Raw genomic sequence first — 14,793 nt, 5'->3', positions numbered from 1 at the left:
TTCGATTTTCTGTCATATTTTCCTCTTTACTTTTCCCTAAAAAAAATTAATGATTCACGAATACAGTAATCCCAACGTTTCGTGGTATGTCCACTATTTGAAAATATATTCATATAATTTTTTCCCTTTTCAGAAAAAAATAAAAAAAGAGGGCAAATATTTACTTGCCCTCTCTCTATTTCACTTAAATATGTTGCACATTTTCTTGTTTTGCTAATTCATCAACAACTAACGTTACAAGATCTACAACACGACGAGAGTAGCCCCACTCGTTATCATACCAAGCAAGCACTTTCACTTTACGATCACCCATTACTATTGTAGATAAACCATCAATAATAGCTGAGTGTGTATTTGTATTAAAGTCGATAGACACTAAAGGCTCTTCGCTGAATTCTACAATTCCTTTTAACGCACCGTTTGCAACAGTTTTGAATGCTTCATTAATATCTTCAACTGTTACATCACGTTTTACGTCTACTACTAAATCAACAAGAGACACGTTTGGTGTTGGTACACGAAGTGCCATACCATGAAGTTTTCCGTTTAAGTGTGGAAGAACTTTTGCTAGCGCTTTTGCAGCACCCGTCGTTGTTGGGATGATAGACTGTCCGCAAGCACGCGCTCTTCTTAAATCTTTATGTGGGTTATCAATATTTTTTTGGTCATTTGTATAAGCGTGAACAGTTGTCATTAAACCGTTTTCAATTCCGAACTGCTCATCTAACACCTTTACAACAGGCGCTAAACAGTTTGTTGTACAAGATGCATTTGAAATAACAGTATGTTTTGTAATATCTAATTGGTCTTCGTTCACACCAACTACGATTGTTACATCTTCATTTTTACCAGGTGCTGTTAAAATAACTTTTTTCGCTCCAGCTTCAACATGAAGAATTGCTTTTTCTTTCGAGTTAAATTTACCAGTTGCTTCAATTACAACTTCAACACCTAGATCTTTCCAAGGCAACTCCTTTGGATCGCGGTTGTTTAAAAGGCGAATCATTTTCCCATCAACTAGTAAGTGATCTTCAAATGCTTCCACTGTTCCGTCAAACTTTCCATGAACTGTATCATATTTAATTAAATGCGCTAACGTTTCTGATGGATAGCTTGCATTGATTGCTACAATTTTGAATGCGCTTTCTTTTATTGCTTGACGAAATACCATTCTCCCGATACGTCCAAATCCATTAATTGCCACACGAGTCATAATATGTTATCCCCCTTGAATGCGTTATACTATTTATCTCCAATCCCAATAATAGTATAACACAAAAAGGAGATATGTCACTAAGCATTTTCATTAATTTCACAATTTTTTAATCAATAATGTTCCATTCTTTCAAAATAGAAGCTAATTGTGTTTTCGTCCCAGTAATTGTGCCATCATTATAAATCACCTCATCTGCCTTCTTTACTTTTTCTTCTAATGGCATTTGAGATTGAATACGAGCCGTTGCTTCTTCTTCTGAAAAGTTATTTCGTTTCATTAAACGTTCCAATTGCGTATTCGGTGTGACTGCTACAACTAAAACACGATCAACGAGATTTGTTAATTTACTTTCAAACAAAAGAGGGATATCTAACACAACCGCTTGCATTCCTTCTTTTATGTACATCTCCTTTTGTGCATTCATTTCTTCACGCACTGCAGGATGAACAATTTCGTTTAACTGCAATCGTTTTTCTTCATTATAAAAAACGACACTCCCAAGCTTTGGTCGATCAAGCTCTCCATCTTTTTGTAACACTTCCGTTCCGAACACCTCTACAATTTTGTTATATGCCGGTTTTCCTCGTTCTACAACTTCTCGCGCAATAATATCTGCATCAATAACCGGTATACTCATTTCACGAAACATTTCTGATACCGTACTTTTTCCGCTTGCAATGCCTCCTGTTAATCCAATTACTACTGTCATAATAATCCTCCTCACAATATTAAAGGCGCGAAACTAATGTTCCACGCCCATACTTACATTTTCCAAATTCCAATAATAATGAGTAATACCCCAGGCAGGAATGTAAATTTTTGTAACCATTTCATATTTGATAAAATCGTACCGAGCTTCATTCCAATAAATAAAAATAAAGAACTCATAACCGCGACTAATGCCGCCATCATCGCGGGTGCATAACCTAATAAAGATGCACCAATTCCAGCACCAAACGAATCTATAGAAAGAGCGATACCGAGAAGTAGCGCTTCTCCTGCAGAGATAGTTCCTGATTTATCAAAATCCGCAACAGTCGGCTTCCGCAAAATTTGAATCACTAACCCTAGCGAAGCAATTTCTAGTTTCCAAACCTTCTCCTCTTGCTTCGGTTCTTCTTTTTTATCACTTCGAAAAAATTGATATAATACCCATATACCTATTCCAATAAGAACAAATCCGCCGATACGCGTTGCGATAACAGGTGAAAATATTTTCGCGATCATATGTCCAATTCCCATGGAAACGAGCATTACAGCTGCTGAACAGATCCCGATAATTATAATTGATCTTAGTGGAATTCTTACGCTCCTTAACCCGTATGTTAGCCCTACACTACAGCTATCTAAGCTTAATGTAAAAGCTAATAAAATAAGAGATAAATAAAGGTACATCGGTAAGCTCCTCCCTTATACATAGCTCTGCTCTATGTATATGACAAATGCCTATCCGATGTTATCCCTTTTCTATGTTCTAGGTTGGCAAATTGGGCAGTAATGTGTTCCTCTTCCGCCAACAACTGTTTTTTCTAATAGCGTACCGCAAGTCACACACGGTTCTCCTTTTTTCCCATATACATTTAGAAGTTCCTGGAACGAACCAATTTGTCCTTGTGAATTAATATACGTTCTAATTGTACTTCCGCCTCGCTTAACAGCTTCGCCCAGCGTTGTAACAATCGCCTCGTAAATTCTTTCTATTTCTTCTTCTGTTAAAGATGCAGCTTCTCGTTCTGGGTGAATTTGAGAACGGAATAACACTTCATCTACATATATATTTCCAAGCCCTACTAAAAGACGCTGATCTAATAATACGACTTTTATTTTTCGATTTGTTTTTTGCAATCTTTCTTGTAAATACTGCGGTGTTAATTCAGCATCAAATGGCTCCGGGCCTAAGTCAGCAAGAGGCATTTGATTCAACTCTTCACCTTTCTTAAAGAGATGCATCGTACCAAATTTTCTCACATCTTTATAATGTAATTCAGTTCCATCTGTAAATAAGAAACGGACGTGCGTATGTTTATCAATCGGCTCATCCTCTTGATGAAGTAAAAACTTACCTTCCATGCGCAAATGTGAAACAATGACATAATTCGTTACATATAAAAGCAAAAACTTTCCTCTTCGCTTTATATTTTCAATTGTCTCGCCTCTTAGCATTTCTTTAAAAATTTCTGCATCATCCGGTCGTTTTACTATTTTTGGATAAGTAATAACGACATCTTCAATCGTTTTTCCTGTTACAAGATTTTCAAGCGTCCGTCTAACGTTTTCAACCTCTGGTAATTCCGGCATTTCATCACGTCCTTATTTCGCATCGTACCAAGTTGGACCGTAAGAATAATCAACTTTCAATGGAACGGCTAGTTCAATTGCATGCTCCATTACTTCAGGTACAAGCTTCTCTAATTTTTCAATTTCTTCTTTTGGTGCTTCAAATATCAATTCATCGTGTACTTGCAGAAGAAGACGTGCTTGTAATCCTTCTTCTTCTAGACGATCTGCCATAATAATCATCGCTTTTTTAATAATATCAGCCGCACTACCTTGAATTGGTGTATTCATAGCTGTACGCTCAGCAAAGCTACGTAAATTGAAATTACGACTCGTAATTTCCGGAATATAACGGCGACGATTTAATAATGTAACCACATATCCTTTTTGTTTCGCGTCTTTTACGATTTCATCCATGTATTCTTGTACACCAGGGAAACTTTCTAAATACTTTTCAATAAATTCCGCTGCTGCTTTTCTTGTAATTCCTAAGTTTTGCGAAAGACCATAATCACTAATACCATACACAATTCCGAAGTTAACAGCTTTTGCTTGTCGTCTCATGTTAGATGTTACTTCATCTTTCCCAACACCAAATACATCCATAGCTGTTTTCGTATGAATATCCATGTCATGTTGGAACGCTTCAACTAATCCTGGATCATTTGCAATATGAGCAAGCACACGAAGTTCGATTTGTGAATAATCAGCCGCGTACATGATCCATCCTTCTTCTGATGGAACGAATGCCTGACGAATCTTTCTTCCTTCTTCTAATCGAATCGGGATATTTTGTAAGTTCGGGTCTGTTGAACTTAATCGACCTGTTTGCGTTAATACTTGATTAAAACGAGTATGGATTTTAGATGAATCTTCATGTACAACTTTCAATAAACCTTCAATGTAAGTTGAATTTAGCTTTCCTAATTGACGGTAATGTAAAATATTCGGAATAATTTCATGACGATCCATAAGTTTATCTAATACATCCGCCGACGTAGAATAACCTGTTTTCGTCTTTTTAATAACTGGTAAGTTTAAATTCTCAAACAGAATAACCCCAAGTTGCTTCGGTGAATTAATATTAAATTCTGTTCCCGCAAGCTTATAAATTTCCTGTTCCATTTCCTTTAATCTACCTGCAAGTTCTTCTCCCATATTACGAAGACGCTCCGTATCAACTTTTACACCTTTCACTTCCATATCAGCTAATACACGTGCAAGTGGTAATTCTAATTCCGTAAATAATTCATATTGCTCGTTCTTTTTTAATTCTTCTAAGAACGTTTGCTTTACATCATATAATACATGCACTTTACGAGCTACATGCTCCGCTACTACCTCTAGCTCCGGAACAGCACGCTTCGCACCTTTTCCGTAAACTTCTTCATCCGATTTTACGGCATGCGTTTCTTTCATTTTCGCTACAGTACGGAAATCTTTATCCGTATCAGCTGGATCAAGTAAATAAGCAGCGATTAATAAATCAAAGTCAATCCCTTGAATATCTACACCTTTCCACTTGAGAGCAACGATAGCACGCTTCGCATCAAATGTATGTTTTCTCATTTCTCCATTTGCAAGCCACTCTTTAAAAGCATCCGATTTAAGAGCAACATCGGCCGGAATGAAGTAACAACCATTTTCATTTTGAATACCAAAACCTTGAATATCGGCTTTATGATAATTATCTTCTTGCACTTCAACAATAAGCGCACTATCTTGCTGGAGCATTTCTTCTGTAACTTCTTCTACAATATCAAATGTAATATCATCTAATTCAGCTGGAGCCGTTTCCTCCGGCGTAACACCTAACTTATTTAAAAGGGATGTAAATCCTAAATTCTCGAACATTGGAATCAAATCGCTTGGTTCATACCCTTTATATTCCATATCATCTACATGCACAGTAATCGGTGCGTCTGTAATAATAGTCGCAAGTTCTTTACTCATAAGAGCTTGTTCTTTATTCGCTTCTAACTTTTCTTTTAATTTCTTTCCACTCACTTGATCTAAGTTTTCATATACTGCTTCTACCGTTTCAAATTGCGTTAATAATTTAATGGCGGTCTTCTCACCAACACCTGGTACACCTGGAATGTTATCCGATTGGTCTCCCATTAAACCTTTCATATCGATAATTTGCTTTGGTGATAAGCTATATTTCTCAAATAAAGCTTCTTTCGTATATTCATCTACTTCCGTAATCCCTTTGCGAGGAATACATACGAGTGTATTATCTGAAACAAGTTGCAGTAAATCTTTATCTCCTGAAATAACTTTAACATGAAACCCTTGCTCACTCGCTTCTTTCGCTAACGTTCCCATAATGTCATCCGCTTCATAATTTTCCAGCTCATAACGCGGTACATTGAATGCATCAAGCACCTCACGAATAAACGGGAATTGCTCTGATAACTCAGGTGGAGTCTTTTGACGCCCTCCCTTGTAATCACTATACGTTTTATGACGGAATGTTGTTTTCCCCGCATCAAACGCCACAAGCATATGCGTCGGTTTTTCTTCCTCTAGTATCCTCATTAACATCATTGTAAAACCATAAATTGCGTTCGTATGTATACCTTTGTCGTTATTTAAAAGCGGTAGTGCAAAGAAAGCACGATACGCGATATTATTACCATCTACTAATACGACTTTTTTTTCCAAACTACAAACCTCCCCATACATATTTGAAACGATTTTTCCCACAGAAAAAAACCGTTCCTGTCCTCTCTCTATATTAACATGACTAATAGAGAGAAGAAAAATAACGGTTTTTTTCTATCATATATAAACAGACTTACATTGGCATAAAGGGAAGTGACGAGAATAGCATAACTACTCTCGTCCAAAATTACTCCTTGGATGAAGGGGTTTTCATATATTATATTAACAGAGCTTTATTAATATTTAATTAAGCCATTGTTAATATATTGTAAATATCCTTCATCCTATTTTTCAGTAGCTGATTTTGGTAAAACAACTGTAAATGTTGTTCCTTCCCCAACCTCACTATCCACCGTAATCGTACCTTGATGCGCTTCAACTAAATGTTTTACAATTGATAAACCAAGACCCGTTCCACCCGTATTTCTACTTCTTGCTTTATCCACTCGGTAAAAGCGTTCAAAAATACGTGGAATTTCCTCTTTACTAATACCAATTCCAGTATCAGATACTTTTATATAAGCATTATATTTATCTTCTGCCAATTCAACAGAAACAACGCCTCCAGCCGGTGTATATACAATCGCGTTATTAATTAAATTAATAAAGATTTGTTTCAAGCGGCCTGGATCTCCAATAACGGAAACTCGTTTCAATCCATTCACTTGTAAAGAGATTTCTTTTTCACCCGCTTTATTATCAAGCACCATGTGAATGTCTTCAAGAATCCCCTTCATATCAACCGTACCCATATTTAATCTAAACCCTTGCTGCTCGATTTTTGACAAATCTAATAAATCTTCAATTAATCCTTGCATGCGCTCACTTTCTTTTAAAATGATATGTAAGAAATGTTCGCAGAATTTTTTATTATCCATCGCTCCGTCCAAGAGTGTTTCTGAAAAACCTTTAATAGAAGTAATCGGTGTCTTTAGTTCATGAGAAACATTCGCTAAAAAGTCTTTTCTTATTTGTTCTAATTTCTTCAGCTCAGTAATGTCATGGAATACGAGAACAATCCCTTTCCACTCATGGTTCGTCCCAATAATTGGCGCTCCATATACTTCGAAATGCTTTCGCTCAATACTAAGTGGCAATAACATTTGTTTACGCACTTTCACTTCTGTCATAAAAATTTCTTCCACAAGCTCAATAATTTCCGTATGGTGAAATGATTCATAATATAAACGGTCTAAATATTCTTCATCTGTTACGTGGAAAGTCTCCTTATAAGAACGGTTTACAAGGTTTATATAACCACGGCTATCAATTAAAATCATTCCACTTCCCATATTTTCAATTAATGTGTGCAAACGATCTTGTTGCATTTCTTGTTCGAGTGTCATCTCTTGTAAATTACGAGCTAAAATATTAATTGCTTTACTCAGCATTCCTGTTTCATCCGAATGACTTTCATATGCACGCGCTTTATAATTACCCTTCGCTAATTCAATCGCAACTTTCGTAACTGATTCAATCGGCCTAATATATTGTCCTGTAATTTTGACACCTAGGAATACAACTACAAGACAAGCAATGACAAATCCGATAATTAATAATCCCCACGTTTTTTGGTGAACGTCCCTCAAAGTATCAATTGTACTTTTCACCAAAATGTATCCTTGTTTCCCTTCTACATCATGGACGAACACAGCATGATAAAATTCATTCTTTTGATCTGTTTCTTTCGTAATGACTTTATTTTCTTTCTTTGCTGTTTCGGAAGAAAGTTCTTTAATCATCTCTTGACTAAAGGCAGATGGTTGCCCTCCGCTATATTGAACTTTCTTTTTTTCATCAACAAATATAATAGAAGCTGGTATTTTTTCTTCTAACTTTTCAAATACATAAGGCTTTTTTAAAACAGCATCAAACCCTTGCTCTTCTGCTAATACCGCAACATACTGTGTCTCTTTTATCATTCTCTCTTTAGCATGATCTATATAGTAGTTTTCAAATACAGTTTCTAATAATACACCTAGTCCAACTAAAATAAAAACGATAAGAGAAACAAATGTAAAAAGAAGCCTGGAACGAAACTTATTCATCCACTTTTGGCTCCTCTAATTTATAACCTAAACCACGTATCGTTTTAATGTACGTCGGTTTTTTCGTATTTTGTTCAATTTTATCGCGCAAATGGCTAATATGGACATCAACAATTCTTGTATCACCGGCAAAATCATAATTCCATACAGCACTTAATAATTGGTCACGAGTTAATACACGACTTTTATTTTTCGCAAGATAAACAAGTAACTCAAATTCTTTCGGTGTTAATTCCAGTTTCCTTCCTTGGAAGTACGCTTCATAAAACTCCGGTAAAATTTTAAGCTCTGCAATTTTGATGCTCTCTTCATCTGGCGATTCTGAAACTTGTTCTTCCTGCTGTAATTTCGTACGGCGCAAAATCGCCTTCACACGAGCAACAACTTCCCTTGGACTAAATGGCTTCGTCATATAATCATCAGCCCCAAGCTCAAGACCTAGCACCTTATCAAATTCATCATCTTTTGCTGTTAACATTAAAATCGGCGTCATAATACGCTGCAATCGTAATTCTTTACAAACTTCCATACCATCCATTTTTGGAAGCATTAAATCTAATATAATTAAATCTGGGCGTTCTGTAGTCGCTTTTTGAAGCGCCATTTCTCCATCCATTGCTGTAATAACTTCAAACCCAGCTTGTTGTAAATTAAATTCAATTAAAGTTAAGATAAATTCCTCATCATCAACTACTAAAATACGATTGTTCATTCTTTTCCTCCAAGTTATAGACTTGAAACCTTCTTCATCCTAGTATTTTCCCCGTTATTCTCATCATACTAGAAAACAAGGTCTCCCTCAATATAATTGTCTATTCATGGAGCTCGTTTGTACTAGAGTTTCGGGAAATAAAAGCAATCGTAACTTCATTCCCTCTATCCGGTCGCTATCCAAACTTTATAGATGAATCTATCTTTTTTAAATTCTTCTTCCGTATGAACTATAAACTCTCGATTTTGCGCTAGGAAAAACGAAAGAGCATACGCTATTTTATAATCTGGTGTTTCATATCCATCAAATACTTTCCCGTACATTTCATTCGCGATTGAATCGGCCCATACTTCAGCTTCTCTTATCGTTTCAAAAATAATGTCTTCCCTCTCCCATTTCACAGTTATATCACCCTTTCCAAACAAAAAGTAGCGCTAGCATACCCTTAATAAGAATATGACTAACGCTACTTTTATATCATTCTAACTTTCATTTTTTAAAAATTATCTAATGCTTTTTCCATAATGGAAACAGATTTAAAAGGTGGTGTTACTGTTAATGAACCTTTTACAACAGTTTCTCCTTTTTCATCATGAGCAAATACAAGCATATCAATTGTATGTTCCTCCTCTGAAACAGCCACAACTTCAAAGTGGATTTGTAACGTTTCATAATGGTGAACATGTTTCACGAACGTAAGGTCCTTCCTAGTAATATGACTACCTGGACCTGGTAAATATTTCGTAACCGCCGTTGTAATCAGCCCCGTTAGCATAATGCTTGGGACAATCGGCTTTTCATACGGAGTTTGGGATGCGTAATCATGCTGAATATATAATGGATTGGCATCATTCGTTAACCCTAAGTACAATAACAAATCTTTATCCTCAATTTTTTCAGTGATAGATAATTTCTCTCCTACTGTAATTTCATCCATTCTACGACCAATTTGAACTTTTTTCTTTAACATGTTACAACCCCCTCCGATTTTTTCACCTTATTATCCTACTAAAAGCGATACCTTATCCGAAATTTACTGTGATGAGGGCAATGTATAGTATAAGTCTATAGTTTCATTATAGGACACACCAAATGATAGCGTTTTCATATTATTTCAAAAAAACATTTCAATATATAGTAGAAAAAGATTCGGGGCCCCGAATCTTTTTCCACTTATATTTAATTATTAAACAAGAACTTTCATAACGTTACGTACAGATTCTACAGAGCGATCTAACGCTTCTTTCTCATCTGCAAGAAGTTCTAATTCAATAATTTTTTCAATTCCGTTACCACCTAGAATTACTGGTACCCCTAAGTAAAGGTCACTATAACCATATTCACCTTCAAGGTACGCAATAGCCGGTAATACACGGCGTTGATCTTTTAAGATTGCTTCTGTCATTTCAACTAAAGAAGCAGCTGGTGCGTAATATGCACTACCGTTTCCTAATAAGCCTACAATCTCACCGCCACCTTTACGTGTACGTTCTACGATTGCTTCTAAACGCTCTTTTGGAATTAATGTTTCTAACGGAATGCCACCTGCATAGGAATAGCGTACAAGAGGTACCATATCGTCACCATGTCCACCAAGAACAAATCCTGTAATGTCTTTCACAGAAAGGTTTAACTCTTGTGAAATAAATGTACGGAAACGAGCTGTATCTAATACGCCCGATTGACCGATAACGCGCTCTTTCGGGAATCCTGCTTCTTTAAATACAGAATATGTCATTGCATCAACTGGATTTGTTAATACAAGAATAATCGCATTTGGTGAATGTTTTGCAATGTCGCGCGTAATACTTTTCATAATTTTAGAGTTTGTTGCTACTAAGTCATCACGGCTCATACCAGGCTTACGCGCAATACCTGCTGTAATAACGACAACGTCAGAATCAGCAGTATCTGCGTAATCAGATGTACCAATAATGTTAGCATCAAAACCTTGTACTGGGCTCGCTTCTAACATATCTAACGCTTTCCCTTTTGTTGGATTTTCCAGCTGTGGAATGTCCACTAATACAACATCTGCAAGTTCTTTTTGTGCTAATAAGAATGCTGTTGTTGCTCCTGTAAATCCTGCACCGATGACTGAAACTTTCTTGCGTTTGATTGTCATAATTTACCCCCCGCTTTAATTATGCGTTTTTGATTATCGCTACATCCATGTTTTTAATAAGTTCATTAGCGAACTCAGAACATTTCACTTCTGTTGCACCTTCCATTAAGCGTGCGAAATCATAAGTTACTACTTTTGATTCAATTGTTTTCTCAACTGAATCAGTTACTAAATTCGCAGCTTCGTTCCATCCTAAGTGCTCTAATAATAATACACCAGAAAGAAGAACTGAAGATGGGTTTACTTTATCTAAACCTGCATATTTTGGAGCTGTACCATGTGTAGCTTCAAAGATAGCATGTCCAGTCACATAGTTAATGTTTGCACCAGGTGCAATACCAATTCCACCTACTTGTGCAGCAAGTGCATCAGAGATGTAATCTCCGTTTAAGTTCATTGTTGCAACAACATCAAACTCACGTGGACGAGTTAAAATTTGTTGTAAGAAGATATCTGCAATAGAATCTTTTACGATGATTTTCCCAGCCACTTCTGCGTCTGCCATCGCTTTATTCGCTGCATCTTTTCCATCTTTTTCAACAATGCGATCATATTCAGCCCAAGTAAATACTTTGTCGCCGAATTCTTGTTCCGCTACTTCGTAACCCCAGTTTTTGAAAGCACCTTCTGTAAATTTCATAATGTTTCCTTTATGTACTAATGTAACAGAAGAGCGTTTTTCGTTAATTGCATATTGAATTGCAGCGCGAACAAGACGCTTTGTCCCTTCCTCTGAAATTGGTTTAATACCAATCCCTGATGTTTCTGGGAAGCGGATTTTATTAACACCCATTGCTTCTTTTAAGAAAGCAAGAACTTTTTCTGCTTCTGGAGAACCTTGTGCATATTCAATTCCAGCGTAAATGTCTTCTGTATTTTCACGGAAAATAACCATATCAGTATCTTCCGGACGTTTTACAGGTGAAGGAACACCTTCAAAATAACGAACTGGACGTAGACATACATATAAATCTAATTCTTGACGAAGCGCTACGTTTAGAGAACGAATACCACCGCCAACTGGAGTTGTAAGTGGACCTTTAATTGCGATTAAATATTCACGAATTAAATTTAAAGTCTCTTCTGGTAACCACTCGCCTGTTTGGTTGAATGCTTTTTCCCCTGCAAGCACTTCTTTCCAAACGATTTTCTTCTCACCATCATAAGCTTTTTCAACTGCTGCTTCTATTACGCGAGATGCTGCAGCCCAAATATCAGGACCAATTCCATCTCCTTCGATAAATGGAATAATCGGATTGTTTGGTACATTCATAACACCATTAGTTACAGTAATTTTTTCACCTGTTGTCAATGTGATAACCCCCATGTTTGAAATTTCATATGTATGAAACTGAGGGAATAACCCCTCAGTTCAAACCGTTAGTCAAATTTAAATATTCTAATCATTACATCTTCCCAAAAAAATCAGACTTTTGAAAGCGTATTTTCACTATCAAAATAGTGTTTTTCGCTTATCGTTGCGCTAGCGGAACGTACACTTGATGTGTCGGTCCATCATAATCAGCACGCGGACGGATTAAACGGTTGTTTTCATATTGTTCTAGAATATGAGCTAACCAGCCTGACATACGGCTAATTGCAAAGATAGGTGTAAATAAGTCATGGTCAATTCCTAAACAATGGTATACAGAAGCTGAATAGAAATCAACATTTGGTGGAAGACCTTTTTCTTTTGTTACAATGTCTTCAATTTTGATAGACATATTATACCATTTGTCTTCTCCTAAAAGCACGCATAATCTCTTAGACATTTCGCGTAAGTGTTTCGCGCGTGGATCACCATGCTCATATACGCGATGACCAAATCCCATAATTTTCACTTTATTTTGAAGAGCATTATGAATATATGATTCTACATTTTCTTCTTCGCCAATTTCAGTTAACATCTTCATTACATTTTCATTTGCCCCGCCGTGAAGAGGACCTTTTAATGCACCGATTGCTGCTGTAATACCAGAATACACATCTGAAAGTGTAGCTACGCAAACACGTGCAGTAAATGTAGAAGCGTTTAACTCATGATCGGCATGAAGTACAAGTGCCTTATCAAAAGCCTCAATTTCAACTTCATTTGGCTCACGATCATTTAACATGTACAAGAAGTTTGCAGCTAATGATAGATCTTTTCTTGGCTCAACAACATCTAAACCTTTGCGAATTCTTGCATAAGCCGCAATTAAAGTTCCGACTTGAGCCTGTAATTTAACCGCTTTCAAATAATTAGACTTTCCATCCATTATTTCAGCGCTCTCATCATATAATGATAGCATGGAAATCGCAGTTCGTAAAACCGACATTGGGTGCGCGATTTTTAAATCTACTTGTTTCAAATATGTTAAAATCTCACCTGGTACTTTATAGTATTCAGATACTGTTCCACTAAATTCCGCTAGTTCTTTTTCGTTAGGAAGCTTGCGGTGCCATAATAAGTACACTACTTCTTCGAACGTAGCATTCTCAGCTAAATCATCAATATTATACCCAACATAAGTTAATGTATCATCAATAATAGAGCTCACAGATGATGTTGTTGCTACTACCCCTTCTAAACCTCGAATAACAGTCATGACATTCTCTCCTTTTCCTGAAAATTCTCCCAACCTTGCTCCTTATATCTATTTGCTCCCCCTTATAAATTATGAACGCTCGTTCACTCTTTAGGCAAGCAAAATGCACGTTCATGCAAATTTATTGCGATGTTCCCCTCTTATTGTCCATTGCTTACATGGAAAGCATGAGCGTGAATGTCTCCCCGAATCCTCACGCTCAGAACAACAAGTTAGTGAGGAAAATGAATTCCGAAGAGTTTATGATAAAAACAACATAAAACAATATCATTATAAAATTGTTTTATGTTGTTTTTATTTTATCTGGTGTAAATTCTCTGCTGTTATGTAACTTTTCAAAGTTTCTAATCCTATTATAAACAATTATCTGACTTTTGTGAACAGAAAGAATTCAAAAATTTTATATTACTATAAAATTCCTCATTTAAACATCTGTATAATACTCATAACTGCATAGGCAATTCCAGCCCCAATTAATGGACCTACAGCAACTCCATTAAATAAAGCTACAGCTATAATTGTCCCAAAAACAAGTGCGGTTGTAATATGTGGGTCCGTCGTCAATAATTGTACGCCGCCTTTCGCTAACAAAGCGACCGCCACACCTGAGGCTAAAGCAATCCATGCATAATACGATTTCGCTGCTTCTCCGAGTTGTTTAAAGCCTATTTCTCCTGTCGCAATCGGTACGAGCACCGCTATTGTAATGACTGTTACACCAAGGTTAATCCCTTTCGTTTGTAGATAAGGAAAGACTTTATCTCCTAAAAACGTAAACTTCAATAAAAATAACACTCCAACAGCTACAGTAAGCGATTGGTTTTTAGCAATTAGTCCTATAATAAGTAGTATGAATAAAAATAACGTTGACTGACTAATCATGATTACACTTCCTTTCTGAAAATAATGAACTCGCTTCCAAACAAAAATACCTTTAAACCTATCGTTATACATGCTATATCGATGTATATGCAACAATAACCACTTCATTTTTTTCATATTTTAAAATGACAAACTGAAACTCTAACCATCAAAAATTTAAGCATGTATACATTTTTAAAAACGGTCGTCTCTCCTTTCTTTTCTATTAAGAAAAAGGTAAAATAAAAAGAAGAGAAAATGAAGTTTTTACCATATAGTAGAAGCATCAACACCAAGCT

General features: G+C 36.2%; 13 protein-coding genes. All 13 read right to left on the bottom strand.

The window, feature by feature from the left end:
* Positions 1 to 184 precede the first annotated feature (184 nt).
* Complete coding sequence (locus tag MR155_RS23060) at positions 185 to 1,213, bottom strand: glyceraldehyde-3-phosphate dehydrogenase (RefSeq protein ID WP_002088923.1); 1,029 nt, start codon at positions 1,211 to 1,213, stop codon at positions 185 to 187.
* Between the two features lie 109 nt (positions 1,214 to 1,322).
* Positions 1,323 to 1,925 carry a dephospho-CoA kinase gene (gene coaE / locus MR155_RS23055; RefSeq protein WP_002088924.1) on the bottom strand — a complete coding sequence of 201 codons (603 nt, stop codon included), beginning with the start codon at positions 1,923 to 1,925 and terminating at the stop codon, positions 1,323 to 1,325.
* Positions 1,926 to 1,978: 53 nt separating this feature from the next.
* Positions 1,979 to 2,611, bottom strand: coding sequence for a sporulation membrane protein YtaF (ytaF, locus tag MR155_RS23050; protein WP_002190849.1), 633 nt, complete (start codon positions 2,609 to 2,611; stop codon positions 1,979 to 1,981).
* A gap of 72 nt (positions 2,612 to 2,683) precedes the next feature.
* Positions 2,684 to 3,514 carry a DNA-formamidopyrimidine glycosylase gene (gene mutM / locus MR155_RS23045; protein WP_113935713.1) on the bottom strand — a complete coding sequence of 277 codons (831 nt, stop codon included), beginning with the start codon at positions 3,512 to 3,514 and terminating at the stop codon, positions 2,684 to 2,686.
* Between the two features lie 12 nt (positions 3,515 to 3,526).
* Entirely contained in the window at positions 3,527 to 6,160 is a 2,634-nt protein-coding gene (gene polA / locus MR155_RS23040) for a DNA polymerase I (RefSeq protein WP_002164995.1), read from the bottom strand.
* A 284-nt stretch (positions 6,161 to 6,444) separates the two neighbouring features.
* Positions 6,445 to 8,208: a sensory box histidine kinase PhoR gene (gene phoR / locus MR155_RS23035; RefSeq protein WP_242311166.1), complete on the bottom strand. Its 1,764-nt coding sequence runs from the start codon at positions 8,206 to 8,208 to the stop codon at positions 6,445 to 6,447.
* Positions 8,201 to 8,920, bottom strand: coding sequence for a two-component system response regulator PhoP (phoP, locus tag MR155_RS23030; RefSeq protein ID WP_002015484.1), 720 nt, complete (start codon positions 8,918 to 8,920; stop codon positions 8,201 to 8,203). The genes phoR and phoP overlap by 8 nt, the downstream gene beginning before the upstream one ends.
* 164 nt (positions 8,921 to 9,084) lie before the next feature.
* Positions 9,085 to 9,321, bottom strand: a complete 237-nt coding sequence (locus MR155_RS23025) for a hypothetical protein (RefSeq protein WP_012261807.1) — start codon at positions 9,319 to 9,321, stop codon at positions 9,085 to 9,087.
* 95 nt (positions 9,322 to 9,416) lie between these two features.
* Positions 9,417 to 9,890 carry a MaoC/PaaZ C-terminal domain-containing protein gene (locus MR155_RS23020; protein WP_002015489.1) on the bottom strand — a complete coding sequence of 158 codons (474 nt, stop codon included), beginning with the start codon at positions 9,888 to 9,890 and terminating at the stop codon, positions 9,417 to 9,419.
* A gap of 216 nt (positions 9,891 to 10,106) precedes the next feature.
* Positions 10,107 to 11,045: a malate dehydrogenase gene (gene mdh / locus MR155_RS23015; RefSeq protein ID WP_002034284.1), complete on the bottom strand. Its 939-nt coding sequence runs from the start codon at positions 11,043 to 11,045 to the stop codon at positions 10,107 to 10,109.
* A gap of 19 nt (positions 11,046 to 11,064) precedes the next feature.
* Positions 11,065 to 12,357, bottom strand: coding sequence for an NADP-dependent isocitrate dehydrogenase (gene icd, locus MR155_RS23010; protein WP_002088934.1), 1,293 nt, complete (start codon positions 12,355 to 12,357; stop codon positions 11,065 to 11,067).
* Positions 12,358 to 12,517: 160 nt separating this feature from the next.
* Positions 12,518 to 13,666, bottom strand: coding sequence for a citrate synthase (gene citZ / locus MR155_RS23005; RefSeq protein WP_002015492.1), 1,149 nt, complete (start codon positions 13,664 to 13,666; stop codon positions 12,518 to 12,520).
* Positions 13,667 to 14,053: 387 nt separating this feature from the next.
* Positions 14,054 to 14,515 carry a DUF441 domain-containing protein gene (locus MR155_RS23000; RefSeq protein WP_002112200.1) on the bottom strand — a complete coding sequence of 154 codons (462 nt, stop codon included), beginning with the start codon at positions 14,513 to 14,515 and terminating at the stop codon, positions 14,054 to 14,056.
* Positions 14,516 to 14,793: the final 278 nt, after the last annotated feature.

It is taken from the genome of Bacillus cereus group sp. BfR-BA-01331 (assembly GCF_022663915.1).
GTDB lineage: Bacteria > Bacillota > Bacilli > Bacillales > Bacillaceae_G > Bacillus_A > Bacillus_A mycoides.
Note: the sequence above shows the minus strand (reverse complement) of the source record. Positions and strands in the feature narration are given on the sequence as shown.

Excerpts from the sequence above, each read along its gene's own strand:
- phoP (WP_002015484.1), bottom strand. The coding sequence starts at position 8,920 with ATGAACAATCGTATTTTAGTAGTTGATGATGAGGAATTTATCTTAACT.
- ytaF (WP_002190849.1), bottom strand. The coding sequence starts at position 2,611 with ATGTACCTTTATTTATCTCTTATTTTATTAGCTTTTACATTAAGCTTA.
- mdh (WP_002034284.1), bottom strand. The coding sequence starts at position 11,045 with ATGACAATCAAACGCAAGAAAGTTTCAGTCATCGGTGCAGGATTTACA.
- MR155_RS23060 (WP_002088923.1), bottom strand. The coding sequence starts at position 1,213 with ATGACTCGTGTGGCAATTAATGGATTTGGACGTATCGGGAGAATGGTA.
- MR155_RS23020 (WP_002015489.1), bottom strand. The coding sequence starts at position 9,890 with ATGTTAAAGAAAAAAGTTCAAATTGGTCGTAGAATGGATGAAATTACA.
- coaE (WP_002088924.1), bottom strand. The coding sequence starts at position 1,925 with ATGACAGTAGTAATTGGATTAACAGGAGGCATTGCAAGCGGAAAAAGT.
- phoR (WP_242311166.1), bottom strand. The coding sequence starts at position 8,208 with ATGAATAAGTTTCGTTCCAGGCTTCTTTTTACATTTGTTTCTCTTATC.
- MR155_RS23000 (WP_002112200.1), bottom strand. The coding sequence starts at position 14,515 with ATGATTAGTCAGTCAACGTTATTTTTATTCATACTACTTATTATAGGA.
- mutM (WP_113935713.1), bottom strand. The coding sequence starts at position 3,514 with ATGCCGGAATTACCAGAGGTTGAAAACGTTAGACGGACGCTTGAAAAT.